Origin of the sequence: Enterobacter cloacae complex sp. I2, assembly GCF_014896205.1 — a bacterium.
GTDB classification, from domain to species: Bacteria; Pseudomonadota; Gammaproteobacteria; order Enterobacterales; family Enterobacteriaceae; genus Enterobacter; species Enterobacter quasihormaechei.
This window is the reverse complement of the sequence record NZ_JADBRA010000019.1, coordinates 40,388-66,572: the sequence shown is the minus strand read 5'-3', so window position 1 is coordinate 66,572 and position 26,185 is coordinate 40,388. Positions and strand designations below refer to the sequence as shown.

Sequence of the window (26,185 nt, the reverse complement as noted above, 5' to 3'; positions counted from 1 at the left end):
GATTCCCTCTGAAGCAAGTCCTCAAACTTGTTTACCTGCGCGAAAGGATGAAAAAGAGGGCGAATGCGAGGTCCGCGTATGAAACGCAAACCCCGTCGCCATGCTCTTTCTGCGCCTGTGCGCCACGGTAAAGTTCAGTGGGAAGCCCGACGAGCCTGGGGAGGTTCACTGATATGTTGTACGATAAATCCCTTGAGAAGGATAACTGTGGTTTCGGCCTGATCGCCCACATAGAAGGCGAACCTAGCCACAAGGTAGTGCGTACCGCTATTCACGCACTGGCCCGTATGCAGCACCGTGGCGCCATCCTGGCCGATGGTAAAACCGGCGACGGTTGCGGCCTGCTGCTGCAAAAACCGGATCGTTTCTTTCGCATCGTGGCGGAAGAGCGCGGCTGGCGTTTAGCCAAAAACTACGCCGTCGGCATGCTGTTCCTGAATCAGGATCCTGAAAAAGCGGCCGCCTCACGCCGCATCGTTGAAGAAGAACTTCAGCGCGAAACCCTGTCGATTGTCGGCTGGCGCGATGTGCCAACCAACGAAGGGGTGCTCGGTGAAATCGCCCTCTCCTCGCTGCCTCGTATTGAACAGATTTTCGTTAACGCGCCTGCGGGCTGGCGTCCACGTGATATGGAACGCCGTCTGTTCATCGCCCGCCGCCGCATCGAAAAACGTCTCCAGGACGATAAAGAGTTCTACGTCTGTAGCCTCTCGAACCTGGTGAACATCTATAAAGGTCTGTGTATGCCGGCTGACCTGCCGCGCTTCTACCTGGACCTGGCGGACCTGCGTCTGGAATCGGCCATTTGCCTGTTCCACCAGCGCTTCTCCACCAACACCGTGCCGCGCTGGCCGCTGGCACAGCCGTTCCGCTACCTGGCGCACAACGGCGAGATCAACACCATCACCGGTAACCGCCAGTGGGCGCGCGCCCGTACCTATAAGTTCCAGACCCCGCTGATCCCTGACCTGCACGATGCCGCGCCGTTCGTGAACGAAACCGGCTCGGATTCCAGCTCCATGGATAACATGCTGGAGCTGCTGCTGGCGGGCGGGATGGATATCGTGCGCGCTATGCGTCTGCTCGTGCCACCGGCCTGGCAGAACAACCCGGATATGGATCCGGAGCTGCGCGCGTTCTTCGATTTCAACTCCATGCACATGGAGCCGTGGGATGGTCCCGCGGGCATCGTGATGTCCGACGGTCGTTTTGCTGCGTGTAACCTGGACCGTAACGGTCTGCGTCCGGCGCGCTACGTCATCACCAAAGACAAGCTCATCACCTGCGCCTCTGAAGTGGGGATCTGGGATTATCAGCCTGACGAAGTGGTCGAGAAAGGCCGCGTCGGTCCGGGCGAGCTGATGGTTATCGATACCCGCGGCGGCCGTATTCTGCACTCTGCGGAAACCGATAACGATCTGAAAAGCCGCCATCCGTATAAAGAGTGGATGGCGAAAAACGTCCGTCGCCTGGTGCCGTTCGAAGATCTGTCTGACGACGAAGTGGGCAGCCGCGAGATGGACGACGATACCCTCGCGAGCTTCCAGAAACAGTTTAACTACAGCGCGGAAGAGCTGGACTCGGTTATTCGCGTACTCGGCGAAAACGGCCAGGAAGCGGTCGGCTCGATGGGTGACGATACCCCGTTCGCCGTGCTCTCCAGCCAGCCGCGCATTATTTACGACTATTTCCGTCAGCAGTTTGCGCAGGTAACCAACCCGCCAATCGATCCGCTGCGCGAAGCGCACGTGATGTCGCTGGCCACCAGCATCGGTCGCGAGATGAACGTCTTCTGCGAAGCCGAAGGCCAGGCGCACCGTCTGACCTTTAAATCACCGATCCTGCTGTATTCCGATTTTAAACAGCTCACCACCATGACCGAGGAGCACTACCGCGCCGACACGCTCGATATCACCTTCGACGTGACTGAAACGAGCCTCGAAGAGACGGTGAATGCGCTGTGCGACAAAGCCGAGCAGATGGTGCGTAACGGCACCGTTCTGCTGGTGCTGTCTGACCGCAACATCGCGAAAAACCGTCTGCCGGTGCCTGCGCCAATGGCGGTAGGGGCTATTCAGACGCGTCTGGTCGACAAGAGCCTGCGCTGCGATGCCAACATCATTGTTGAAACCGCGAGCGCCCGCGATCCGCACCACTTTGCCGTGCTGCTAGGCTTCGGTGCGACGGCGATCTATCCGTACCTGGCCTACGAAACGCTGGCCCGCCTGGTAGACACCCGCGCCATCGACAAAGACTACCGTGCGGTGATGCTGAACTACCGTAACGGTATCAACAAAGGCCTGTACAAGATCATGTCCAAAATGGGCATCTCGACCATCGCCTCTTACCGCTGCTCGAAGCTGTTTGAAGCGGTCGGCCTGCACGACGATGTCGCGAACCTCTGCTTCCAGGGCGTCATCAGCCGTATCGGCGGCGCCGGTTTTGCTGACTTCCAGCAGGACCTGGTGAACCTGTCGAAGCGCGCCTGGCTGGCACGTAAGCCGCTGGAACAGGGCGGCCTGCTGAAATATGTCCACGGAGGCGAGTACCACGCGTATAACCCGGACGTGGTGCGCACGCTGCAACAGGCGGTACAGAGCGGCGAGTACAGCGATTATCAGCAGTATGCCGAGCTGGTGAACAACCGTCCGGCAGCGACGCTGCGCGATCTCATTGCCCTGAATCCGGGTGACGAGGCTGTCAGCATCGACGACGTAGAACCGGCATCCGAACTGTTCAAACGCTTCGATACCGCGGCGATGTCCATCGGCGCGCTGAGCCCGGAAGCGCACGAAGCGCTGGCGGAAGCCATGAACAGCATCGGCGGCAACTCCAACTCCGGCGAGGGCGGTGAAGATCCGGCCCGTTACGGCACCAACAAAGTGTCGCGCATCAAGCAGGTGGCGTCCGGCCGCTTTGGCGTAACCCCTGCGTACCTGGTTAACGCCGACGTGATCCAGATTAAGGTCGCTCAGGGTGCAAAACCGGGCGAAGGCGGTCAGCTGCCGGGTGATAAAGTCACGCCGTACATCGCCAAACTGCGCTACTCGGTGCCGGGCGTGACGCTGATCTCCCCGCCGCCGCACCACGATATCTACTCTATCGAGGACTTAGCGCAGCTGATTTTCGACCTGAAGCAGGTCAATCCGAAAGCGATGATCTCCGTGAAGCTGGTCTCCGAGCCGGGCGTCGGCACCATCGCCACCGGCGTGGCGAAAGCCTATGCGGATCTGATCACCATTGCCGGCTATGACGGCGGCACCGGCGCAAGCCCGCTCTCCTCCGTGAAATACGCGGGCTGTCCGTGGGAGCTTGGCCTGGTGGAAACCCAGCAGGCGCTGGTGGCTAACGGCCTGCGCCACAAGATCCGTTTGCAGGTGGACGGCGGTCTGAAAACCGGCCTCGACATCATCAAAGCGGCGATTCTGGGTGCGGAAAGCTTCGGCTTCGGTACCGGCCCGATGGTTGCGCTCGGCTGTAAATACCTGCGTATCTGCCATCTGAACAACTGCGCAACCGGCGTTGCAACTCAGGACGAGAAGCTGCGTAAGAATCACTATCACGGCCTGCCGTTCAAGGTGACCAACTACTTTGACTTCATCGCCCGTGAAACCCGCGAGCTGATGGCGCAGCTGGGCGTGAAGCGTCTGGTGGATCTGATTGGCCGTACCGACCTGCTGAAAGAGCTGGAAGGCTTCACCGCCAAGCAGCAGAAGCTGGAGCTGTCTAAGCTGCTGGAAACGGCTGAGCCGCATCCTGGCAAAGCGGTTTACTGCACCGAGAACAACCCGCCGTTCGACAACGGCGTGCTGAACGCGCAGCTGCTGCAACAGGCGAAGCCGTACGTGGACGAGAAGCAGAGCAAAACGTTCTGGTTTGACATCCGCAACACCGACCGTTCCGTGGGCGCGTCTCTCTCCGGTTACATCGCACAAACGCACGGTGACCAGGGGCTGGCGTCGGATCCGATTACCGCGCACTTCAGCGGTACCGCGGGCCAGAGCTTCGGCGTGTGGAACGCCGGCGGCGTTGAGTTATACCTGACCGGCGATGCCAACGACTACGTCGGCAAAGGCATGGCGGGCGGTCTGCTGGCGGTGCGTCCTCCGGTGGGTTCAGCCTTCCGCAGTCATGAAGCCAGCATCATCGGCAACACCTGTCTGTACGGTGCGACCGGCGGTCGTCTGTTTGCTGCGGGCCGTGCGGGCGAGCGTTTTGCGGTGCGTAACTCCGGTGCCATCACCGTGGTGGAAGGCATCGGCGATAACGGCTGCGAATACATGACGGGCGGAATTGTGTGCGTCCTGGGTAAAACCGGCGTGAACTTTGGCGCCGGCATGACGGGCGGTTTTGCCTACGTGCTGGATGAAGACGGTGAGTTCCGCAAGCGCGTGAACCCGGAACTGGTGGAAGTGCTGGACGTTGATTCGCTGGCCATTCACGAAGAACACCTGCGCGGTTTGATTACCGAACACGTGCAGCATACCGGTTCTTCGCGCGGCGAAGAGATCCTGGCGAACTGGCCAGCGTTCTCTGCCAAATTCGCGCTGGTTAAGCCGAAGTCCAGCGATGTTAAAGCCCTGTTGGGTCACCGTAGTCGTAGCGCAGCAGAGCTGCGCGTGCAGGCGCAGTAAGGAATTCAGATGAGCCAGAACGTTTACCAGTTTATCGACCTTCAGCGTGTTGATCCGCCAAAGAAACCGCTGAAGATCCGTAAAATTGAATTTGTTGAAATCTATGAGCCGTTTTCAGAAGGCCAGGCCAAAGCACAGGCAGACCGCTGCCTGTCCTGCGGTAACCCTTACTGCGAATGGAAATGTCCGGTCCATAACTACATTCCGAACTGGCTGAAGCTGGCCAACGAAGGGCGTATTTTTGAAGCCGCCGAGCTCTCTCACCAGACCAACACCCTGCCGGAAGTGTGCGGGCGCGTGTGTCCTCAGGATCGCCTGTGCGAAGGCTCCTGTACGCTGAACGACGAGTTTGGTGCGGTGACCATCGGCAACATCGAACGCTATATCAACGATAAAGCCTTCGAGATGGGCTGGCGTCCGGATATGACCGGCGTGCGTCAAACCGACAAGCGCGTGGCGATCGTCGGTGCGGGTCCGGCAGGCCTCGCCTGTGCCGACGTGCTGACACGCAACGGCGTGAAGGCGGTGGTTTTTGACCGTCATCCGGAAATCGGCGGCCTGCTGACCTTCGGCATCCCGGCCTTCAAGCTGGAAAAAGAGGTGATGACCCGCCGCCGTGAAATCTTCACCGGCATGGGCATTGAGTTCAAACTCAACACCGAAGTGGGCCGCGACGTGCAGCTCGACGATCTGCTGAAGGATTACGACGCCGTGTTCCTGGGCGTGGGCACCTATCAGTCCATGCGCGGTGGTCTGGAGAACGAAGATGCGCCAGGCGTGTACGACGCGCTGCCGTTCCTGATTGCTAACACCAAACAGCTGATGGGCTACGGCGAAACCGCCGACGAGCCGTTTGTCAGCATGGAAGGTAAACGCGTTGTCGTGCTGGGCGGCGGTGATACCGCGATGGACTGCGTGCGTACCTCCATTCGTCAAAACGCGGCGCACGTCATCTGCGCCTACCGTCGTGACGAAGAGAACATGCCGGGCTCTAAGCGCGAAGTGAAAAACGCGCGTGAAGAGGGCGTGGAGTTCCAGTTCAACATCCAGCCTCTGGGCATTGAAGTGAACGCCAACGGTAAGGTGAGCGGCGTGAAGATGGCGCGCACGGAGATGGGTGCGCCGGATGCGAAAGGTCGTCGTCGCGCGGAGATCGTGGCAGGCTCTGAGCACGTGATCCCGGCCGACGCCGTGGTGATGGCGTTTGGTTTCCGCCCTCACAGCATGGAGTGGCTGGCGAAGCACAGCGTAGAGCTGGACTCTCAGGGCCGCGTGATTGCGCCGGAAGGCAGCGACAACGCCTTCCAGACCAGCAACCCGAAAATCTTCGCCGGTGGCGATATCGTTCGCGGTTCAGACCTGGTGGTTACCGCGATTGCCGAAGGGCGTAAAGCGGCTGACGGGATCATGAACTTCCTGGAAGTGTAAGCCCCTCTGACTCCCCGGCAGAAGCATAACGCGGAACGCCGGGGAGCCTGTTTTCAGTAACCTACCCTTCAGTTAACGATACCCTCTACCCCAAAAAAGCAGCGTAAATCCCGACGTAAACGTTTGCATTGTTGAAAAAAATGTATATTATGCGGCGGATTTTTTGGCCAAAATTCAAGGAGGCGTTGTGTCGCAAGATAACAATTATAGCCAGGGCCCGGTTCCTCTGGCGGCGCGGAAAGGCGTGGTTCCACTCACTTTTGTGATGTTAGGGTTAACGTTTTTTTCCGCCAGTATGTGGACCGGAGGCACGCTCGGTACCGGTCTTTCCTATAATGATTTCTTCCTCGCAGTTCTCTTCGGCAATCTCCTCCTCGGTATTTACACTGCTTTTCTTGGCTACATTGGCGCAAAAACCGGCCTCTCAACCCATCTTCTTGCGCGTTACTCGTTCGGTATAAAAGGTTCCTGGCTTCCCTCCATGCTTTTAGGCGGTACGCAGGTAGGATGGTTTGGCGTCGGCGTAGCGATGTTTGCCATCCCGGTGAGTAAAGCCACGGGCATCGACGTGAACATCCTGATTGCGGTTTCCGGCCTGCTGATGACGTTGACCATTTTTTTTGGCATCTCGGCACTGACGATTTTATCCATCATCGCCGTACCCGCTATTGTCATCCTGGGTAGCTACTCCGTCTGGCTGGCGGTGGACGGCGTGGGAGGGTTGGACCACCTCAAATCCATTGTGCCGCAGACGCCGCTCAACTTTTCCAGCGCGCTGGCGCTGGTTGTAGGTTCGTTTATCAGCGCAGGCACGCTGACCGCCGACTTCGTCCGCTTTGGCCGCAATGCCAAAGGGGCCGTTCTGGTAGCGATGGTGGCATTTTTCCTTGGCAACTCGCTGATGTTTATCTTCGGTGCGGCAGGCGCTGCCGCCGTAGGACAGGCCGATATTTCTGACGTGATGATCGCCCAGGGACTGCTGCTGCCGGCAATTGTCGTTCTCGGCCTGAATATCTGGACCACCAATGACAACGCGCTGTACGCCTCTGGTCTGGGTTTCGCCAATATTACTGGCCTTTCCAGCCGTACGCTGTCGGTGGCGAATGGCATTATCGGTACGCTGTGCGCGCTGTGGCTATACAACAACTTCGTTGGCTGGCTGACCTTTTTGTCGGCAGCGATTCCGCCGATTGGCGGGGTGATTATCGCCGACTATCTGATTAATCGCCGCCGCTATGCCAGCTTCGACCACGCAAAATTTGTGTCCGTTAACTGGATTGCCATTTTCTCGGTCGCCCTGGGTGTTGCTGCCGGGCACTACATTCCGGGAATTGTCCCCGTTAACGCAGTATTGGGTGGCGTCTTCAGCTATTTGGTGTTAAACCCATTCGCCAAACGTACCCTTGCTAATCCTTCGGAGGCTTCCCATGCAGAATAATTCCCTCACTATCCGTCAGGCCCGTTTGCAGGGGCAGGAAGGTTTATGGCAGATCACGATTGAGGACGGACGCTTCAGCCGTATCGATCCTCAGGAAACTGCCCCTGCGCCAGTCGGTCAGGTGCTGGACGCCGAATGCGGGCTGGTTATCCCTCCTTTCATCGAACCGCATATCCATCTGGATACAACGCAAACGGCGGGTGAACCGAACTGGAACCAGTCAGGCACCCTTTTCGAGGGAATCGAGCGCTGGGCCGAACGTAAGGCGATGCTCACCCACGAAGACGTTAAAACCCGCGCGATGCAGACCCTGAAGTGGCAGATCGCCAACGGCATTCAGTACGTACGTACACACGTTGACGTCTCGGACCCTACCCTTACGGCACTGAAAGCCATGCTGGAGGTGAAGCAGGAAGTCGCCCCGTGGGTCGATATGCAAATTGTGGCATTCCCGCAGGAAGGCATTCTTTCTTATCCGAACGGTGAAGCACTGCTTGAGGAAGCCGTGCGTTTAGGGGCGGATGTCATCGGCGCAATCCCGCACTTTGAATTTACGCGTGAATATGGCGTGGAGTCGCTGCATAAAACGTTTTCCCTGGCCAGAAAGTACGACCGCCTGATCGATGTCCACTGTGACGAAATTGATGATGAGCAATCGCGCTTCGTTGAAACCGTTGCCGCTCTGGCACATCGTGACGGAATGGGTTCGCGCGTGACCGCCAGCCATACCACGGCGATGCACTCCTATAATGGCGCGTATACGTCCCGGCTGTTCCGCCTGTTAAAAATGTCAGGCATTAACTTCGTGGCAAACCCGCTGGTTAACACGCATTTGCAGGGCCGTTTCGATACCTACCCAAAACGCCGCGGCATCACGCGCGTCAAAGAAATGCTGGAAGCGGAGATCAACGTCTGCTTTGGTCATGACGACGTTTTCGATCCGTGGTATCCACTGGGAACCGCGAATATGCTTCAGGTTCTGCATATGGGGCTGCACGTCTGCCAACTGATGGGCTACGGGCAAATAAACGATGGGCTTAACCTAATCACTACCCACAGCGCGAAAACGCTCAATTTGCAGGACTACGGCGTGCGCGTTGGGAATTCAGCAAACCTGGTGATCCTCCCGGCAGAGAATGGGTTTGATGCCGTTCGTCGCCAGACGCCGGCACGATACTCTGTTCGCCACGGCAGGGTGATTGCCGAGACGGTGCCCAGCCAGACAACCGTGCACCTGACGCAGCCGGAAGCGGTAACGTTTACGCGCTAATTCTGGGTTGGAAATCGCGTGGCAAACGTCATCGCGTACATAAAGATATCCTCACGGCGGAGCTAACGCCCTGCCGTTTTTTCCAGCAGATTAACTTTTGCTTTTGGCTAACGCGCTTTTATCGCCGCCAAACGGAACGGCTCCGCTGAAAGGTTTACCGTCGATGGCGTCGTGGGTTCGAATCGCCTCCGGCCGAAGCCAGCGCTGAACACGGGACGGCATATCCAGCCCAATCAGCAGGACCACCACAAAGGTCAGGCCGAAGGAGAGCGATCCCAGGGCTGTGCCCAGCGCCATATTCTGCGACAGCAGCGCGCCAATCACCGGGGCGATCGCCCCGCCCAACGCCCCGACGTTATAGGTAAAGCCCAGGCCCGCCGCACGCTGGTCGGTGTCGAAATAACCGCCGATGAGTTTCGGTAAGATCCCCGAGATCCCCTGCCCCAGCATCTGCTGGAAAAAGAGCAGCAGGCCCAGCACCCAGACATTTGCACCACCGATCGCAAAGACGGGAACGATCAGCAGCTGTGAGGCCAGCAGGCTACAGACGTATGCCTTCCGGGTGCCCAACCAGTCGCCGAGAAAACCACCCACGCAGCAACCTACAGCCGCGCCGAAGCCGCTAAAGAACAGCACCTTCGCCACCGTTGACGGATCATAGGCCAGGTCGGTTTTCAGATACGTGGGTAACAGCGCCTGAATCGGCCAGGAGTAGAGGAAGGCGAAGAGCACGACAACCATCAGCGTGACGCCCGTAGGCCAGCGTTTACCGCTGCTTTGCACCATAAAGCTGATAAACACAATGGCGCACAGCAGGCCGAGTATCACCACCAGCCCGGCGTTGTTGAGTTCGCCGGCAAAGCAGAGCCACAGCGCCGTGCCGGCAAACAGCGTCATCGCCATATTGATCAGGCGGTATTTGCCGCGATAAAGAATATCAACCATTGTGCGTACCGGCGCCTGACCTTCGTGCTTCGCTTTCCAGTCTTCAGCCTCCGGAATATTTTTCCGCAGCCACAGGGCAAAGACGATGGGCAGGATGCCGATAAAGAACAGCGCTCGCCAGCCCCAGACGGGCACGACAAGGCTGTAGACCTGGGCCGCAACCACGGCACCGACGGAGAAGCCAGAAATGAGAAAACCACTCGCCTTATTGCGCAGGTGTTTCGGCCAGCTTTCGATGACGTAGGTTGCGCTGGAGCCATATTCCCCCGCAATCCCCATTCCAATCACCATGCGGGCGATAAACAGGGTGACGTAACCCGGCGCAAAACCGCAGGCCAGCGTACCGCAGGAGAAGAGTACGATGCTGGTTATCATTGCCAGCTTGCGGCCATAGCGGTCGCCCATGGCACCCAGCAGCAGGCCGCCAAACCAGCGCGAAATAAAGGCCGCAGAAATGAGGCTCGCCGCTTCCACGGTCGTCAGGCCAAATTCACTTTTAATTTCTGTCAGCACTAAGGCAATCAGGACAAAATCGAAGCCATCAAGCAGATATCCCAGCCAGGCGGCGGAGAAGGCGCGCCACTGAGGGCGGCTTAGATGGCGGTACCACGGGATGCTTTGGGTAGACTTACTCATTTCACTCTCCCGACGATTTCTCTGTCGTTTTGCCGGATAAGCGACGCGCCATCCGGCAGTGCGTTAGCGTTTTTCCGCCATTAACTGCTCTGCCAGCGCCTTCAGCGCCGGCACGAATTGCTCGTCTACAGGGGCAAACGGTTTTCGGCACAGCGGCACGGACACCACGTCCATGTAGTGCAGAACCGTTTTAAGACCACGGAAGACCCCGGCTTTAATCAGCAGGTCGATGACCTTGTTGCATTTGCTTTGCAGGCGCTGTGCGGTGGCGTTATCCCCCTCACGAACCGCGTTGGCGATAGCCCGGTAGCGCCAGCCCATAATGTTGTAGGTGCTGCCGATCCCCCCGTCCGCGCCGGCCAGCAGGCCAGAGGCAAAGATTTCGTCATACCCGTTGTAGAGCACCAGATCCGGATGCTCACGGCGGATCTGCTCCATCTGGAACAGATCGCCGGAGGTTTGCTTCAACGCGCCGACGCCGGGCAGCGTCACCAGGGTGTTGATCTGATCCAGGCTTAGCTTCACGCCGCTTAACGCCGGGATGTTGTAGACCACCATCGGCAGACCAGCCGCCGAATCAATAATTGCACGGTAATGATCGCAATGTTCTTCAAAGCTGAAGGGGTAATAAAACGGCGTGACGGCGGACACCGCGTCAAAGCCCAGTCGGGCAGCGGCGGTGGCCAGCTGCTGGCTTTCCGCGGTGCTCACGCAGCCAACATGGGCAATGAGCGTGATTTTTCCTTTCGCCTCCTCCGCCACGATCTCCATCACCTGCTCGCGTTCAGAAAGGCTTTGGACAAAGGCTTCCCCCGTTGAACCGCCGACATAAAGCCCATCGATGCCCTGCGCAATATTGAACTGCACCAGACGGCGCAGGCTCTCCTTATCCAGCGCCTGCTGTTGGGTAAACGGAGTCAGAAGAGCGGCCATTACGCCGCGTAGTTGCGTTGCCATAGATACCTCAATCATTCGTGTGCTTGTTATAACGATATACCTTTATACCTGTTATACCATAACAAATAAGCAGCAGTGGAATACAGAACGCTTATATTGCGAGCTGCTTCACTTAAAGATCGTTACTTTTTAGCTTTTGAATGCTGGCCGAAGGCGTGCCAGGTAGCGGAAACGCTGTTGAGGTGAGTTTGCAGCGCCCGATCGGCTTCATCGGGATCGCGGCGGCGGATCGCGTCAACGATCGCGATATGCTGGCGATAGCTGGCTTCGTTATGCTGATAAAGCTCAGCGTCCGGCACTGTAGGACGCGCCGCGATTAGCCAGTCGAGCAGCGCAACGTGGATCGCGTTGAAGATTGGGTTGCCGGGGATCTCTGCCAGCACGCGGTGAAAATCGACGTCGGAACGAATGAACAGCGCGTTGTCATCCAGGGACTGGCTGTTGATCTCCAGCGCTTTCGTCAGCCGCGCAATCTGATCGTCCGTGGCGTACTCTGCGGCATAACGCACGAGGCTGGATTCAAAGAACAGACGGAGCTGCTCAAAATGGGCAATACCGCCGGGCTGTGTCAGAAAATCTTTCGCCATCCCCGACAACTCGCTGATGATGGTATCGGCAGACGGCTGGGTGACGCGGGCGCGTTCACCGTTGTTAATCTGCACCAGACCTTTACGCTTTAGCGCCGCCAGCGCTTCGCGCACCGAGGGGCGGCCCACGTTGAAGAACGCCATCAGCTCGCGCTCGGAGGGCAGCTGCTCTCCCTGCGCAAATTCCTTCCGGCGGATCATCTGCTCCAGCTCTTCTTCCACCATATCCGACAGCTTTTTGCGCGTCAGCGGACGGCGACGCAGGCTGCGGCCAAGGGTTTCATCTGAGTTTTCAGCGTTACGATCGGTCGGTTTCATTGCAGTCCAGTGCCATTGAAGGAAAACGCTGCATCATAGCACAGGAGAGGATGCGTCAAAATTCTCTGTTTTGGGGCCGTGCGCCGCTAAAGCTGGTCAATAATGTAACGGTAATTACAAGTGGAGACAAATTGCCCTCCCCCCACGTGCTCAAGATTTATCCTCAATATGATGTCGTGCACAATTTGATCCATTAAGGGATGCCGGACAACCGAGGTCGTGAGTTTTTCATCAGTACAGCCTATTTCGCTAATTGAGACACCCGTGGTAATCATGCGACAGTAGGCGCCCCGTTCGGTCATCGCGCTGTTATCACAAAAGCTTCCCCCTTCCCAAAGATAGGTATGCAGCGTCGTTTCCATGGTTCCGCCCGTAGAATTCAGCGTGATTTGCTTGTCATGCTGAATGACGTCGCGATCCCAGGAAATATCCAGACCGGTAGCGGGTACGTAGTTACAGCCGGATGTACGCTCCATCGTTGACGCCCAGCTATCGCCGGTAGCGGTATCCGTTGAGCGCGTAACAAACATTAAGATCCAGGGACAGGCTTCACTGTCCTGCCACGTGACTTCGATATCGATAAATACCTTCATGCATGTCCAGCGCGTTTTATCCATTCCGGGGCATCCCGTAGAAACCGCTTGCTCAGAGGCAAGCTTCAAACGCACTGGAGCAAAACCTGAGGCGTTGCCGTCCCAGGAAGTAACCGTCATGTAGCCATTCGGATCGCGGCTAAATAAATCCCAGACGCCATGGAACACGCCCGCTTTTGTGGTGGTGCCCATATTGACCATCACAGAGCTTTTCGCGCCGGAAACCGGTTTACCGTAATAGGTTACGATCTGGCCGCGGCTGCCCGTAAGACCTTTAGCTGCGTAACTGCCGCCCGCGTAAAACAGGCTCATGAGAGTGAGTACAAGGGTAATCAGTAATCGTCTGTTCATATTATAAATATTCAAAAATAACGGTTGATGTTGCCGTGAACGTTCCGGATAAAACGTCTTGCCCGGGAATGACCTGAAGCCAGGCGTTCAGCATCAGATCGTTATTTCCGTCGGCGAGCGGAAAGGTCGCCCCCACCGGATCGTTAACCAGAACGCTCACGCCGTTTAGCATTTCGAGACCAATGCCCACGCCGGATGCAATCGAGGTGGCATCGAAGGCCAGAAAACCGCGCATCCCGGTGACTTCGGTGCCGTGAAACGTCACCCGCACGCCATTTTTTTGTACGGAAGGCGGACAGTCATAAAGCCTTAACCTGACGGGCTGACGAGCTGAGTGTCCGCGCAGCATTAAGTCGCTGGCGGCAATATCAGGAAAGGTGACGGTATCCAGCACCCCGTTCTGCATTTCCATCTTGCAAATTCCGCCCAGCAGGTTGCCGGTGAAATGCACGTTATCTGGTGAAGCCTGAACACCTGCCGTCGCCAGAAACAGCAGCAGGGAGAGCGTTCCTCGCTGATAGCGCTTCATTGATAATCCACCTGCAATGTTGCCCAACCTTCGAAATTACCCGCGTACATGACAGCCCCCGTTTTCTTTACGGGCACGGCTTTCAGAACGGGTAATGCCTGTTCGGTGACGGTTAACGTCGAACCTAATTCAAAGGGTGTATTACCGTGCAGAATTTCAATGCCCAGCCCTGAAACATCCGTCACGACGGCTGCGTTATTAAAGTCCGTCACGTTACCGGTTAGCGTCAGCGACATCGTCAGATCCGAATAGCGGTCAGGCGAATCACAATCAATGGTGTAGGGCAAATTCTGCATGAATTTCGTGCCGTCGATCTCTTCTATCTGTACATCGACGAAGTTAACTTCAATGGTTTGATCGTTGCTGATTACACATTCCGGTGGCCTGACCAGAAAACCGTGAAAGGTCAAATCCCCCTCTGCACCGGCAGAGCCCACCGTTAAGCAACACAGCAGCAAGATAAATGAACGCATTTTCATTGATAATCCACGATCAGGGTTGCTCTGGCATCGAACTCAGATGCATTCAGGGTGACGGAGGCCGACTTCACCGGAACGACTTCCAGCTCGGGCCCGCTGTTGGCGTAGATAAACTCCAGCCAGTCGGTGGAACCCGGTTCAATAAGTCGTTTTTCGTCTTTTGTCTGTAGGCGAAGGCCAAATCCTTCGACGTTGGTTTTAAGCACCTTTTCCCCGTTGATCACCGTCGACTCCCCCTGAATTTGCATCTTCAGGTTGTCTTTCAGACGGTTTTTACAGTCGATCGTGTAATCAAGCGGCTGGGTGTAGCGGGTGCCGTCAATTTTTGTGGTGTACACCGAGCCAAACTCGACCGCCCCGCCGCTCACCTCACATGGCATAGGTACGTTCACCACAACGGTGACGCTCATAAGCACCTCCGTGTCAGCTGCCCTGCATGACCCCGCGACGCCAGCCAGCGCGATCGCCAGTAAACAGGTTATTTTCCGAAACATAACGGGGCCTCCTGCCTGTTATTTTTTACTGCTTCTTTCCTGGTCTACGCTACAGGTTGTGCCTGAACAGCGGAAATAGAGCGGCATACGTCCACCGTAATCATCGACGTAGACCAGCACGGGTTGTTGACCCAGCGTAGAGGCTTTCACGTGCATTAATTCCCCGGATTTTGGCGCCAGCACCATTGGATTGAAGCCCGCCACGGATGGCGTATCGTGGGATTTGCTGGCATTACTCAGCACCACGTAATAACTGGTCGGGTTATTTACCTGATAATCGTCTCCGCTGCGGGTCAGCGTCAGCGCATATTGCCACGGATGATGGGGATCCATTTTCGGCAGCGAAGCCGGACGGTAAAATAATTTAATGCGCGTCTGTAAGGCTATTTGCAGCGTATTCGGTCGCTTACCTTTCGGCGGGATCTCACGCACGTTAAAATAGAACAGCGATTCACGATCCTGCGGCAAAGAGGCCAGCCCCGGCATTCCCTGTATTTTAACCTGCCCGGTTTCTTTAGGCTCAATACGCTGAACCGGCGGTAATACAGTCAGTGGCGACGTAATTTTCTGACCTTTACTATCTTCAACCCATGACTGTGCCAGGTAAGGACTTTCCTGATTATCATTGCGCAGCGTAATGCTGACGGATTTCTCGTTGCCATTAAAAATAATACGCGTTCTGTCCGGCACAATGGCGGCATGGGCTGCCATCATGGGAAGCAACGTACAGCCCAATACAATATAGGCTGGGAGTGAAGCAATTTTTTTCATGTGTTTTCTCCTGATTGAATTGACGGATCCGGCTTGGCGGAAAAATCGTCTTGTTCCGAAGCAGGGATAACGCGTTTAGTTTGTTGCTGAATTGCCGGCATGACCGAAGGCGCGGCCGGCGTCGTTAATTCCCGCTCGCTGCGGCACGGCAGTAACAGGTTATTAAAGAGATCTTTCGGCAAAGGAGCCGGTAACGAAATAGAACATTGCTGGTCGCCATTCCACGTCACCTGCATCTCTTCGCCCGGGTTGACGCCCGCAAGATAGACGCTGCCATTGTCGTCAACTAACCCTACCTGCTGATGCCTTTCGTTAAAGACTTCTGCACCAAACGGTGGATTTTTACCGTTACTCAACCGCAGGATCGCGACCGCTTTTTCTCCACGAATAATGTCGAACTGACGGTAACCAATCGCCCCTTCAGTCAGCGTAATCTGGGCGGTTGAGCGCGTGGCTTCCGCATTCTCCGGCAAGTTTTCAATATCGATTTTTATGTCATTACGGTAGTAGTCGTTAATGTCCGACAGGACGGCCATGCCAAACGCGTTGGTATAAACGGGCGCATTATAGCCGCCCACCGGTACGCCTTCCTGACCGCTTGCGTCAATCATTAACCTTGAGCCGCCCGGGATGGAAACGCGGTGCAGCGCGCCGCCGTGGCCCGTCAGCGTGGCTCCGCCTTCCAGGGATATCCCCACCGAGGAATAATTATTCTCCAGATAGCTGGCATTGAGATCCAAATCCGCGATATCACCGCTGTGGCGATAATAACCGTCGGCCGATTTCTGGCTTTGTGAATCACCGACGCTAAGCTGGTAATTATTATTGTCATCCACGCGCTGGCTATAGCCCACACGATTAGAGTGATCGTCCTGGCTGTAAGAGCCGTTATAATTAAACGAGCCGCCTTCTCCCCACGGAATATTGACGGAAAGATAAAATCCATCGTCAGTCTCGTCATCATATTCACTGCGATAGCCGTTCAGAGACAGGCTGATATTTCTAAAGTCACCAATATCAAAATATTTAGAGAACATAATGTTATAGTTATTCTCGTCCGAACGGTCCCAGTAAGAACGACGCGTCCAGTTCACGAAAACGTTTATGCCAATATCAATTAAGTTCTGGTTATAGTTAACGGTAAACATCTGCTTATCTTTTCCAGAGCGGAAATGTTCACCGTCCTGCGCATCCAGGTAATCGTTCATCGTCATGAAGTTTTCTTCAGAAAAGCGATAGCCGGCAAAGGAGATGCGGCTGTGCAGCTCGTCGTAATCTTTGGAATAACTTATGCGGTACGAGTTACCCTGTAGCGTATCGTCGTCTTGATCTTCCGTGATGAGCGCGCGCGAACGCGTGACGTCAAACGAGAGTGCCCCAAGCGCGGCCATGTCGCGCCCGATGCCTACCGCCATCGCCTGATAATCCTGCTCACCTATTCCGCCGCCGTACAGGGACCAGCCATCGGCTACGCCCTAGGACGCTTCGCTGGCCGCAAAAATATTGCCGGCCATATTGTGGTTCCAGTCCTGTGGACGGCCTACGGTGGTTTTGAAGCGCACCTGATTGGCGCGCGTCAGGAAAGGCACCGACGTGGTGCTGACATCGTATTCCTGTACTTTTCCATCCTGCTCTTCAATGCGCACGTGCAAATCGCCAGAGACGGACTGGTTAATATCCTGAATTCGGAACGGGCCCGCCGGAACCTGCTTTTCATACAGCACTCTTCCCTGCTGCGTAACCACAACTTTGGCATTGGTGCGCGCGACGCCCGCGATGTCAGGCGCGTAGCCCCGCAAGTTTGGGGGCAGCATTTGATCGTCTGAATTGACGCTTAACCCTGCGTAGTTAAAGGTGTCGAAAATATCTGACGAGAGCGATGTTTCTCCCATCAGAAGCTGGGCGCCCCAGGCAGGCAAAGCGCGATAGGCATAATAACGACTCCACTCCCAGTTACGGGTCGTTTCGCCGTCCTGATGCTGGTAATCAGCCTGCCAGTCGGCGCGTAGACGCCACGGGCCTAAGTTTGCCCCCAGGGTCCCATTGCCGCTGACATCCTGTTCGTTGCCGCCTTCATTTTCATCATGTTCATGGCTGGCATTAATATTATAATCAAAGAGAATACCCGGAATACCTTCATCCCAACGCGCGGGCGGATCCCAGTTTTCATCCGAATATTCGAGATAGGCTTGTGGAATAGCAATACGCAGCGCTGATTCGGACATGTCCGCGTTCACGTGCATATCTTTCAGCTGATCTGGTTTTAGACACGCGCCCTCTTTTATCCAGATAAAATTCTCTGTGAGCTCGGGCTTAATACCCAGATGCGCGACCAGATCAGGTGAAAGACATGCAAAGCTGTCATCAGGCTCATCTTCTTTTGGATACCAGTTGATATCGTAATTTTCAGGCAGCCGGCCTTTATTCACAATGACCTGTAAATTATATTTCCCCGGCAGCACATAGCCTTTGCGGGAAAAATGGCTTAAGTCGTAATTTTCACTCCCCTGGACATCCAGAAACTGAGTATTAAATTCAACTGCATCTTCTGCAAAAGAATCATTAAGAGATGATCCCATAATAATGCCAATCAATATGGCCAGATGCTTTAGTTGATAGAAATTGCCGCACTTCATTATTAATACCTTGAATGCCGATATGGCCCGCGCAAAGATGTCTAAATTGCCCCGCCTGCGCGGGGCAAAACAGAGAATTACAGGTAGCTGATCTGGAAACTGGTCAGAGAGGAGAACTCACCTGTGTCGATAGTTTCAGCAGCGGTTTCGCCCTGTACCCACGCTTTGAACGCGAATTTTTGATCGGCCAGACCTTTGCCTTCGGCATCTACAGCCAGCGCCTGCGTTGCAGCGGTGCCCAGACGGATTTCGGTACCCTTAGAGTTCGCCAGAACGATATGAGAGCCTTTCATCTCGCCCTTCGCACCCATCAGCGCCAGGTAGCCCGGATTCGCCGTAGATTCGTCACCGCTCGCATTAAATACAATGTTCATGCTGGTCTGATCGTCAAACACGCAGTTGACCAGCTGAATATCGAAATCTACAGCCTGAATAAGGCCTGCTTTCAGTGAACCGGTACCCAGGTTTTCACCGAGGCTAATGGTCTGGTTTTCGTCGCCAATTTTAATTGAGCATGGGGAAGTCACAATTTTGCCAACAAATGTAACGGTACCATCATTGCCTTCAGCGTGGGCTGCCATAGCAGAACCGCCTAATACAAGCATGCTTAACAGAGCTGATTTAGCGAATTTTTTCATTTTCAATCCTTAAAAATATAACGGTTATAAAAATCACTACTTTAGTGAAAGGGTATTTTAGGGAAATATCCCGCGTACTGGTTTAAAAAATAATACAACGAAGGAATAAGAAGAATTTAAAGCGATAGGATTATAACCTGTTAACCTTCTGCTCATCCTTGATGGGCTTTATTTAGCCCAGACATCATTGACGCTCCTGTCCGATGTCGTCCAATTTTAAAACGTAATTTATGCTCTAAATGATATTATTTGACGCCAATATACCCTGTTTTGTGAATGTGTATATTTAATTTAACTAATTTCTTTTTTCAGAATAAATTAATGACTTTGCTGCTACGCATTCATGATCTGAATAAAATAATTAAGAATGGAAAATGAAGGGGTTAGCCAAAAAAAAGCCCCTTACCGAAGTAAGGGGCTCTCGTTTACTTTACAACGCGTAGCGCCGGTCGACCACCGCGCGGTGGCGGTTCATCATCCGGACCTTCGTCGTCGTCCTGACGATCGGGCTTGTCGCCATCAATCACAGACATGACCGGGTCGCTTTCGCGTTCATCGGATGCGTCATCGTCATTCAGGCTGGCAACCTCTTCATCATAAGCCGCTTCCGGCTCGAACATGGTGCCTGCACCGTTTTCACGGGCATAGATAGCCAGAACCGCAGCCAGCGGAACGGAAACCTGACGCGGCACGCCGCCGAAACGCGCATTAAAGCGCACTTCGTCGTTTGCCAGCTCCAGGTTACCCACTGCACGTGGCGCAATATTCAGTACAATCTGTCCGTCGCGTGCGTATTCCATTGGAACCTGCACGCCCGGCAACGTCACATCCACAACCAGGTGCGGCGTGAGCTGGTTATCCAGCAGCCATTCATAGAAGGCGCGCAGCAGATACGGACGGCGTGGGGTAAGTTGTGACATTTCCACAGTCATTAGCCTCGGCCGAGACGCATTTCGCGCTCCGGTTCAGTTAAGGATGCCAGGAAAGAGTCGCGCTCAAAGACGCGCGTCATGTAGCCTTTCAGCTCTTTCGCGCCCGGGCCGCTGAACTCCACGCCCAGGGTTGGCAGACGCCACAGCAACGGCGCCAGGTAGCAATCTACCAGGCTGAACTCGTCGCTCAGGAAGAACGGTTTTTGACCAAATACCGGCGCAATCGCCAGCAGTTCTTCACGCAGCTGTTTACGCGCAGCATCTGCTTCTGAAGAGGAACCGTTGACGATAACGTTCATCAGCGTGTACCAGTCTTTCTCGATACGCTGCATGTACAGGCGGCTTTCACCACGCGCAACAGGATAAACAGGCATCAGTGGCGGATGCGGGAAACGCTCATCCAGGTATTCCATAATGATACGGGATTCCCACAGGGTCAGCTCGCGATCCACCAGCGTCGGTACGCTTTGGCTCGGGTTGAGATCGATCAGATCCTGAGGCGGGTTATCCTTTTCCACATGCTCGATCTCAAAACTGACACCCTTCTCGGCCAGCACGATACGAACCTGATGGCTATAAATGTCAGTAGGACCAGAAAACAGCGTCATTACCGAACGTTTGTTGGCAGCGACAGCCATGAAAACCTCCAGGTATATTCAGAATTTTTACTGCTACCGGCCCAACGGGGCCAGCCAGATGAAGTATCGCCCATCCCAGAGAAGACACATTGTTCAAGAATCGAACAAAAATCGAGTATTCACCGATATTTGGGCAGAAAATTGGATGATAGTTTACCAGATTTTGATGGCTTTGTGGTGAGGGGATGCCGGAAATGTGGAAAAAGAGAAGATATATGAAATGTTACTGTGGATAACCTGCGCATTATCCATAAAAAAACCCGCCGAAGCGGGTTTTTCGCCAATCGTTCTGCGTAAGCAGAATGGATTAACGTTTGGAGAACTGTGGACGACGACGTGCTTTACGCAGACCCACTTTCTTACGTTCAACCTGACGAGCGTCACGAGTAACGAAGCCAGCTTTACGCAGTTCAGAACGCAGGGATTCGTCGTACTCCATCAGAGCGCGGGTGATACCGTGACGGATCGCACCTGCCTGACCGGAGATACCACCACCTTTAACGGTGATGTACAGATCCAGTTTTTCTACCATATCAACCAGTTCCAGCGGCTGGCGAACTACCATGCGGGCAGTTTCGCGACCGAAGTACTGTTCCAGAGAACGCTGGTTAATTACGATTTTACCACTGCCCGGTTTAATGAAAACGCGAGCTGCGGAACTTTTGCGGCGACCAGTGCCGTAGTATTGATTTTCAGCCATTGCCTATAATCCCGATTAGATGTCAAGAACTTGCGGTTGCTGTGCCGCGTGGTTGTGCTCGTTGCCTGCGTAAACTTTCAGTTTACGGAACATAGCACGACCCAGTGGGCCTTTTGGCAGCATGCCTTTAACCGCGATTTCAATCACACGCTCAGGACGGCGGGCAATCATCTCTTCAAAGGTCGCTTCTTTGATACCACCGATGTGGCCGGTGTGGTGGTAGTACACTTTGTCAGTACGCTTGTTGCCGGTAACAGCAACTTTGTCAGCGTTCAGAACGATGATGTAATCACCGGTATCAACGTGCGGAGTGTATTCCGCTTTATGCTTACCGCGCAGGCGACGAGCCAGTTCAGTAGCCAGACGGCCCAGAGTTTTACCGGTCGCGTCAACAACATACCAGTCGCGCTGTACGGTTTCTGGTTTAGCTGTAAAAGTTTTCATTAAAAGCTTACCCAAATAATAAGTTACACGTTGGTGAACACCCAAACGTTTAGTCAGTTGAGGTTCACACGACAAAGTCCGGCAAACCTACCCCTTCGAATAGCACATGCCGACACATAGAAAGTTTCGGGAAAAAAACCTTCTCGTAACGTGGGGTCGCAAGATTATAGAGAAGTTGAGGTCAAAGATCGACCCTTAAATGTGATTTGGAATGGGTTTTTCGAGACGGTGGAAAATGCCGGGTGGCGGCTGCGCCTAACCCGGCCTACATGGTTCCCGTCTCAAGGAGAGGGTAGCATTTATGGCATATGCTCGCGCTTGAGGTACTCTTCGCTCTGCATCTCTTGCAGGCGCGACAGGCAGCGCTGGAACTCAAACTTCAGGCGCTCGCCCTGATAAATCTCATATAAAGGTACTTCGGCGCTGACCACCAGCTTAACGTGGCGCTCGTAAAACTCATCTACCAGCGCAATGAAGCGGCGCGCTTCGCTCTCCATGAGCGGGGTCATGACGGGCACATCCCACAACATAACGGTATGGAACAAACGCGACAGCGCAATGTAGTCATGCTGGCTGCGGGCATCCACGCAGAGCGTTGCAAACGAGACGGCCAGCGTCTGGTTCTCAACGCCCAGCGTCGGCAACGGACGATGGTTGATCTCCAGCGCTGGGGCGTTATCTCGCGGCGCACCCGCAAGCGCCAGCCACAGTTTATCCATCTCGCGGGAGGTGTCGGCGTTCAGCGGCGAAAGCCACAGGTGCGCCTGCGTCAGCGTGCGCAGACGATAATCAACACCGGCATCGACATTCATGATGTCGCAATGCTGTTTGATAGCATCAATGGCCGGCAGGAAACGCGCCCGCTGGAGACCATTGCGATAAAGCTCATCCGGCGGGATATTTGAGGTTGCCACCAGGGTGATCCCACGCGCAAACAGCGCTTTCATCAGCCCCCCCAGCAGCATGGCGTCCGTAATATCGGAAACAAAGAACTCGTCGAAGCAGAGCACGTCCGTTTCCGCCTTGAAGCGATCGGCCACGATCTCCAGCGGGTCGGTTTCGCCCTGGAGCGCCGTCAGCTCTTCATGAACCCGCAGCATGAAACGGTGAAAGTGCAGACGCTGCTTACGTGTGCCGGGCAGGCTCTGGTAAAACATATCCATCAGCCAGGTTTTACCCCGTCCAACGCCGCCCCACATATATAAGCCGCGAACCGGTGCGTTTACCGGCGGCTCTTTTTTACCCAGCAAACGGCCAAATGCCGCCTTCAGCCCGCTGCTCTGCGCCGCATCGGCGGGTTTCGCCAGAAGTTCCTGGTAAATCGTGTTCAGGCGGTTAACCGCTTCACGCTGGACATCATCCGGCTGGTGGGTGCCCTCACTCAGGGCCAGTTGGTAACGCGATGAAGGGGACAGGTTTTGCATGATGTTGTTGTTATTCCTTTAGTTAAACCTCACCAGCGCGCGCGGCTGATGAAAAAAAGGCCGTTCTACACTACGCGATGATACGTCAGGATTCCACTTCTGCGGAAATAGCGGTTATAGTGGCATAATCAGGCACAGGCAGGAGCCGAGCCAACACCCTACGGAACAACAAGACAACGGGAGAAGTTCATGACCTGGGAATATGCGCTAATCGGTTTAGTCGTCGGCATCATCATCGGTGCTGTGGCCATGCGTTTCGGTAACCGCAAATTGCGTCAGCAGCAGTCACTGCAATACGAACTGGAAAAGAACAAAGCCGAGCTGGAAGAATATCGTGAAGAGCTGGTCAGCCACTTTGCCCGTAGCGCCGAGCTGCTGGACAACATGGCGACAGATTATCGCCAGCTCTATCAGCACATGGCGAAAAGCTCCAGCAGCCTGCTGCCGGAAATGACCGCAGAGACCAACCCCTTCCGCAATCGTCTGGCGGACTCTGAAGCCGGTAACGATCAGGCACCGGTTCAGATGCCACGCGACTATTCAGACGGCGCGTCCGGCCTGCTGCGCGGTGGTGTAAAACGCGATTAATCGCAAAACCTGAATAAATTTTACGGGCGCACCTCATGCGCCCGTCCTTTCTTCCCGTCCCCAGCTATTATTTACTCAATCACCTCATTGTTCAGCGGTTGAAAATTCAATAACATCAAGATGTTTTTGGGGCCGTTCTTTTTCATTCCAGGATACGAGAGTCAGCATCGATGAAGAAAAAAAACCAGCTGTTGAGCGCCTTAGCGTTAAGTGTCGGGTTATCTCTCTCGGCCTCCTTCCCTGCCAGTGCGGCTCTGCCTTCGCAGGTGCCCGGACAAGAAGCCATTCCCAGCCTCGCGCCGATGCTTGAAAAAGTCCTGCCTGCGGTGGTCAGCGTGCAGGTGGAAGGGACCGCACGACAAAGCCAGCGCATCCCCGAAGAGCTGAAGAAATATTTTGGCGAAGAGGCGCCGGATCAGCAGGCTCAGCCGTTTGAAGGCCTGGGTTCGGGCGTGATTATCGACGCGGCTAAGGGCTATATCCTGACCAATAACCACGTGATCAGTCAGGCCGATAAAATCAGCGTTCAGCTGAACGATGGCCGGGAGTTCGACGCCAAACTGATCGGCGGTGACGATCAAAGTGATATTGCCCTGCTTCAGGTGCAAAACCCCAGCAACCTGACCCAGATCGCCATCGCCGATTCCGATAAGCTGCGCGTCGGTGATTTTGCCGTCGCGGTCGGTAACCCGTTCGGCTTAGGCCAGACCGCCACCTCCGGGATTGTCTCCGCCCTGGGGCGCAGCGGCCTGAATCTCGAAGGACTGGAAAACTTTATCCAGACCGACGCCTCCATCAACCGGGGCAACTCCGGCGGTGCGCTGCTTAACCTGAACGGTGAGCTGATCGGCATCAACACCGCGATACTCGCGCCAGGCGGCGGCAGCATCGGGATTGGTTTTGCCATTCCGAGTAACATGGCCAAAACCCTGTCTCAACAGCTGATTCAGTTTGGCGAGGTTAAGCGCGGGCTGCTGGGCATTAAAGGCATGGAGATGAGCGCCGATATCGCCAAAGCCTTTAAGCTCAACGTCCAGCGCGGGGCGTTTGTCAGCGAAGTGCTGCCCAACTCCGGCTCTGCAAAGGCGGGCGTGAAATCCGGCGACGTTATTGTCAGCCTGAACGATAAACCGCTGAGCAGCTTCGCTGAATTACGTTCACGTATTGCCACCACGGAGCCTGGCGCTAAAGTGAAGCTGGGCCTGATCCGCGAGGGCAAACCGCTGACCGTGGAAGTGACGCTGGACAAGAGCACCTCCTCTTCCGCCAGCGCAGAACAGATCTCCCCGGCGCTCCAGGGCGCTACGCTGAGCGACGGTCAGCTTAAAAACGGCACGAAAGGCATTTCTGTCACTAACGTTGAGAAGAGTAGCCCGGCCGCGCAGGCAGGTTTACATCAGGACGACGTGATTATTGGCGTGAACCGCACTCGCGTGCAGTCTATTGCGGAAATGCGTAAGGTGCTGGAGAGTAAACCGGCGGTCATTGCCCTGCAAATTATCCGTGGCAACGACACTCTGTACATTTTACTGCATTAACCATTTGCGACTCCGGGCATCGCCGCTGCGTGTGATGTCCGGATAACTCATGTTATGCTGCAAACCGTTCCTTTTTTAACGACACACGCATCATGCTTTTAAAGCTCTTTCGTTCAATTGTCATTGGTTTGATCGTTGCCGGTCTGCTGCTGGTGGCTATGCCATCTTTACGCCAGTTCAACAAACTGTCGGCTCCCCAGTTCGACAGCACGGATGAAACGCCTGCGACGTACAATCAGGCGGTACGCCGTGCCGCCCCCGCCGTGGTTAACGTTTATAACCGCGGGCTTAACAGCTCCGCGCATAACCAGCTGGAGATCCGCACGCTCGGTTCCGGCGTGATCATGGATGACCGGGGTTATATCATCACCAATAAACACGTCATTAACGATGCCGACCAGATTATCGTCGCCTTGCAGGATGGCCGCGTGTTTGAAGCCCTGCTGGTGGGGTCGGACAGTCTGACCGATCTGGCGGTCCTGAAGATCAACGCCACGGGCGGTCTGCCGACTATCCCGATAAACCGCAAACGAACGCCGCACATCGGCGATGTGGTGCTGGCGATCGGTAATCCGTACAACCTGGGCCAGACCATCACGCAGGGGATCATCAGCGCGACCGGTCGAATTGGCCTGAACCCGTCAGGACGGCAGAACTTCCTGCAAACCGATGCCTCGATCAACCACGGTAACTCCGGCGGCGCGCTGGTGAACTCCCTGGGTGAACTGATGGGCATTAACACCCTCTCCTTCGACAAAAGCAACGACGGCGAAACACCGGAAGGAATTGGCTTTGCCATTCCGTTCCAGCTGGCGACCAAAATCATGGACAAGCTGATCCGCGATGGCCGCGTGATCCGCGGTTACATTGGTATCGGCGGGCGTGAAATCGCGCCGATGCATACGCAGGGTGGGGGTATCGATCAGATCCAGGGGATTGTGGTCAACGAAGTGGCGCCTGGCGGCCCGGCGGCCAATGCGGGCATCCAGGTGAACGACGTTATCCTTTCCGTCAACGGCACGCCGGCGGTCTCTGCGCTTGAAACCATGGACCAGGTGGCCGAGATTCGACCGGGCTCCATTATTCCTGTTGAAGTCATGCGAAACGATAAGAAGCTGACGATTCAGGTCACCATTCAGGAATATCCGGCCACTAACTGACGGCCATAAAAAAACCGAAGCCTGTGCTTCGGTTTTTTTTGCCGGGTGGCGCTTACG

At 55.2% G+C, this 26,185-nt stretch carries 21 protein-coding genes and 1 pseudogene; 7 read left to right on the top strand and 15 right to left on the bottom strand.

The window, feature by feature from the left end; genetic code table 11:
* The first annotated feature begins 173 nt into the window (after positions 1 to 173).
* From gltB to IM300_RS16835, 4 genes are all read left to right on the top strand, one after another.
* Complete coding sequence (gltB, locus tag IM300_RS16850; RefSeq protein ID WP_063867554.1) at positions 174 to 4,634, top strand: glutamate synthase large subunit; 4,461 nt, start codon at positions 174 to 176, stop codon at positions 4,632 to 4,634.
* Positions 4,635 to 4,643: 9 nt separating this feature from the next.
* Positions 4,644 to 6,062: a glutamate synthase subunit GltD gene (gene gltD / locus IM300_RS16845; protein WP_063451012.1), complete on the top strand. Its 1,419-nt coding sequence runs from the start codon at positions 4,644 to 4,646 to the stop codon at positions 6,060 to 6,062.
* Positions 6,063 to 6,249: 187 nt separating this feature from the next.
* Entirely contained in the window at positions 6,250 to 7,500 is a 1,251-nt protein-coding gene (gene codB / locus IM300_RS16840; protein WP_193037510.1) for a cytosine permease, read from the top strand.
* Entirely contained in the window at positions 7,490 to 8,770 is a 1,281-nt protein-coding gene (locus IM300_RS16835; protein ID WP_193037508.1) for a cytosine deaminase, read from the top strand. The genes codB and IM300_RS16835 overlap by 11 nt, the downstream gene beginning before the upstream one ends.
* A gap of 90 nt (positions 8,771 to 8,860) precedes the next feature.
* Here IM300_RS16835 and IM300_RS16830 read toward each other — a convergent pair whose 3' ends face one another.
* The 15 genes and pseudogenes from IM300_RS16830 to zapE form a co-directional block, all read right to left on the bottom strand.
* Positions 8,861 to 10,351 carry an MFS transporter gene (locus tag IM300_RS16830; protein ID WP_193037506.1) on the bottom strand — a complete coding sequence of 497 codons (1,491 nt, stop codon included), beginning with the start codon at positions 10,349 to 10,351 and terminating at the stop codon, positions 8,861 to 8,863.
* A gap of 63 nt (positions 10,352 to 10,414) precedes the next feature.
* A complete protein-coding gene (gene nanA / locus IM300_RS16825) occupies positions 10,415 to 11,308 on the bottom strand; it encodes an N-acetylneuraminate lyase (protein ID WP_193037504.1) in 894 nt (297 codons plus the stop codon).
* 122 nt (positions 11,309 to 11,430) lie between these two features.
* Positions 11,431 to 12,213: a transcriptional regulator NanR gene (gene nanR, locus IM300_RS16820; protein WP_193037502.1), complete on the bottom strand. Its 783-nt coding sequence runs from the start codon at positions 12,211 to 12,213 to the stop codon at positions 11,431 to 11,433.
* Positions 12,214 to 12,299: 86 nt separating this feature from the next.
* Positions 12,300 to 13,157 carry a StfH/YfcO family fimbrial adhesin gene (locus IM300_RS16815; protein ID WP_193037500.1) on the bottom strand — a complete coding sequence of 286 codons (858 nt, stop codon included), beginning with the start codon at positions 13,155 to 13,157 and terminating at the stop codon, positions 12,300 to 12,302.
* Position 13,158: 1 nt separating this feature from the next.
* Positions 13,159 to 13,686: a fimbrial protein gene (locus tag IM300_RS16810; RefSeq protein WP_193032991.1), complete on the bottom strand. Its 528-nt coding sequence runs from the start codon at positions 13,684 to 13,686 to the stop codon at positions 13,159 to 13,161.
* A complete protein-coding gene (locus IM300_RS16805; RefSeq protein WP_370551724.1) occupies positions 13,683 to 14,165 on the bottom strand; it encodes a fimbrial protein in 483 nt (160 codons plus the stop codon). Before IM300_RS16805 ends, IM300_RS16810 begins: the two co-directional genes overlap by 4 nt.
* Positions 14,162 to 14,659, bottom strand: coding sequence for a fimbrial protein (locus IM300_RS16800; protein WP_193032990.1), 498 nt, complete (start codon positions 14,657 to 14,659; stop codon positions 14,162 to 14,164). Before IM300_RS16800 ends, IM300_RS16805 begins: the two co-directional genes overlap by 4 nt.
* A gap of 18 nt (positions 14,660 to 14,677) precedes the next feature.
* Positions 14,678 to 15,373, bottom strand: coding sequence for a fimbria/pilus periplasmic chaperone (locus IM300_RS16795; RefSeq protein ID WP_226842347.1), 696 nt, complete (start codon positions 15,371 to 15,373; stop codon positions 14,678 to 14,680).
* Positions 15,374 to 15,426: 53 nt separating this feature from the next.
* A pseudogene (locus tag IM300_RS16790) lies at positions 15,427 to 18,066 on the bottom strand (outer membrane usher protein).
* Between the two features lie 77 nt (positions 18,067 to 18,143).
* Positions 18,144 to 18,704 (bottom strand): fimbrial protein, encoded by a 561-nt coding sequence (locus IM300_RS16785; protein ID WP_063867544.1) that lies wholly within the window; start codon positions 18,702 to 18,704, stop codon positions 18,144 to 18,146.
* A gap of 425 nt (positions 18,705 to 19,129) precedes the next feature.
* Complete coding sequence (gene sspB, locus IM300_RS16780) at positions 19,130 to 19,630, bottom strand: ClpXP protease specificity-enhancing factor (protein WP_063867931.1); 501 nt, start codon at positions 19,628 to 19,630, stop codon at positions 19,130 to 19,132.
* A 5-nt stretch (positions 19,631 to 19,635) separates the two neighbouring features.
* Positions 19,636 to 20,274 (bottom strand): stringent starvation protein SspA, encoded by a 639-nt coding sequence (gene sspA, locus IM300_RS16775; protein WP_014071978.1) that lies wholly within the window; start codon positions 20,272 to 20,274, stop codon positions 19,636 to 19,638.
* Between the two features lie 307 nt (positions 20,275 to 20,581).
* A complete protein-coding gene (gene rpsI, locus IM300_RS16770; RefSeq protein ID WP_003860436.1) occupies positions 20,582 to 20,974 on the bottom strand; it encodes a 30S ribosomal protein S9 in 393 nt (130 codons plus the stop codon).
* A gap of 15 nt (positions 20,975 to 20,989) precedes the next feature.
* Positions 20,990 to 21,418, bottom strand: coding sequence for a 50S ribosomal protein L13 (gene rplM, locus IM300_RS16765; RefSeq protein ID WP_006178824.1), 429 nt, complete (start codon positions 21,416 to 21,418; stop codon positions 20,990 to 20,992).
* Between the two features lie 299 nt (positions 21,419 to 21,717).
* The gene (gene zapE, locus IM300_RS16760) at positions 21,718 to 22,842 is read right to left on the bottom strand and encodes a cell division protein ZapE (protein WP_193037498.1); all 1,125 of its coding nucleotides are present in this window, start codon (positions 22,840 to 22,842) and stop codon (positions 21,718 to 21,720) included.
* Between the two features lie 189 nt (positions 22,843 to 23,031).
* On the opposite strand from zapE, the gene zapG reads away from it, so the two are divergent.
* The 3 genes from zapG (at position 23,032) to degS (ending at position 26,128) form a co-directional block, all read left to right on the top strand.
* Entirely contained in the window at positions 23,032 to 23,430 is a 399-nt protein-coding gene (gene zapG, locus IM300_RS16755) for a Z-ring associated protein ZapG (RefSeq protein WP_003860432.1), read from the top strand.
* Between the two features lie 170 nt (positions 23,431 to 23,600).
* On the top strand, positions 23,601 to 24,968 hold the full coding sequence (gene degQ / locus IM300_RS16750) for a serine endoprotease DegQ (RefSeq protein WP_193037496.1): 1,368 nt from the start codon (positions 23,601 to 23,603) through the stop codon (positions 24,966 to 24,968).
* A 92-nt stretch (positions 24,969 to 25,060) separates the two neighbouring features.
* Positions 25,061 to 26,128: an outer membrane-stress sensor serine endopeptidase DegS gene (degS, locus tag IM300_RS16745; RefSeq protein ID WP_003860430.1), complete on the top strand. Its 1,068-nt coding sequence runs from the start codon at positions 25,061 to 25,063 to the stop codon at positions 26,126 to 26,128.
* The last annotated feature ends 57 nt before the right edge of the window (positions 26,129 to 26,185 follow it).

Bases quoted from the DNA above. Each gene is read 5' to 3' on its own strand.
- gltB (WP_063867554.1), top strand. From the start codon at position 174: ATGTTGTACGATAAATCCCTTGAGAAGGATAACTGTGGTTTCGGCCTG.
- gltD (WP_063451012.1), top strand. From the start codon at position 4,644: ATGAGCCAGAACGTTTACCAGTTTATCGACCTTCAGCGTGTTGATCCG.
- IM300_RS16835 (WP_193037508.1), top strand. From the start codon at position 7,490: ATGCAGAATAATTCCCTCACTATCCGTCAGGCCCGTTTGCAGGGGCAG.
- IM300_RS16830 (WP_193037506.1), bottom strand. From the start codon at position 10,351: ATGAGTAAGTCTACCCAAAGCATCCCGTGGTACCGCCATCTAAGCCGC.
- nanA (WP_193037504.1), bottom strand. From the start codon at position 11,308: ATGGCAACGCAACTACGCGGCGTAATGGCCGCTCTTCTGACTCCGTTT.
- nanR (WP_193037502.1), bottom strand. From the start codon at position 12,213: ATGAAACCGACCGATCGTAACGCTGAAAACTCAGATGAAACCCTTGGC.
- IM300_RS16815 (WP_193037500.1), bottom strand. From the start codon at position 13,157: ATGAACAGACGATTACTGATTACCCTTGTACTCACTCTCATGAGCCTG.
- IM300_RS16810 (WP_193032991.1), bottom strand. From the start codon at position 13,686: ATGAAGCGCTATCAGCGAGGAACGCTCTCCCTGCTGCTGTTTCTGGCG.
- IM300_RS16805 (WP_370551724.1), bottom strand. From the start codon at position 14,165: ATGAAAATGCGTTCATTTATCTTGCTGCTGTGTTGCTTAACGGTGGGC.
- IM300_RS16800 (WP_193032990.1), bottom strand. From the start codon at position 14,659: ATGTTTCGGAAAATAACCTGTTTACTGGCGATCGCGCTGGCTGGCGTC.
- IM300_RS16795 (WP_226842347.1), bottom strand. From the start codon at position 15,373: ATGATGGCAGCCCATGCCGCCATTGTGCCGGACAGAACGCGTATTATT.
- IM300_RS16785 (WP_063867544.1), bottom strand. From the start codon at position 18,704: ATGAAAAAATTCGCTAAATCAGCTCTGTTAAGCATGCTTGTATTAGGC.
- sspA (WP_014071978.1), bottom strand. From the start codon at position 20,274: ATGGCTGTCGCTGCCAACAAACGTTCGGTAATGACGCTGTTTTCTGGT.
- rpsI (WP_003860436.1), bottom strand. From the start codon at position 20,974: ATGGCTGAAAATCAATACTACGGCACTGGTCGCCGCAAAAGTTCCGCA.
- rplM (WP_006178824.1), bottom strand. From the start codon at position 21,418: ATGAAAACTTTTACAGCTAAACCAGAAACCGTACAGCGCGACTGGTAT.
- zapE (WP_193037498.1), bottom strand. From the start codon at position 22,842: ATGCAAAACCTGTCCCCTTCATCGCGTTACCAACTGGCCCTGAGTGAG.
- zapG (WP_003860432.1), top strand. From the start codon at position 23,032: ATGACCTGGGAATATGCGCTAATCGGTTTAGTCGTCGGCATCATCATC.
- degQ (WP_193037496.1), top strand. From the start codon at position 23,601: ATGAAGAAAAAAAACCAGCTGTTGAGCGCCTTAGCGTTAAGTGTCGGG.
- degS (WP_003860430.1), top strand. From the start codon at position 25,061: ATGCTTTTAAAGCTCTTTCGTTCAATTGTCATTGGTTTGATCGTTGCC.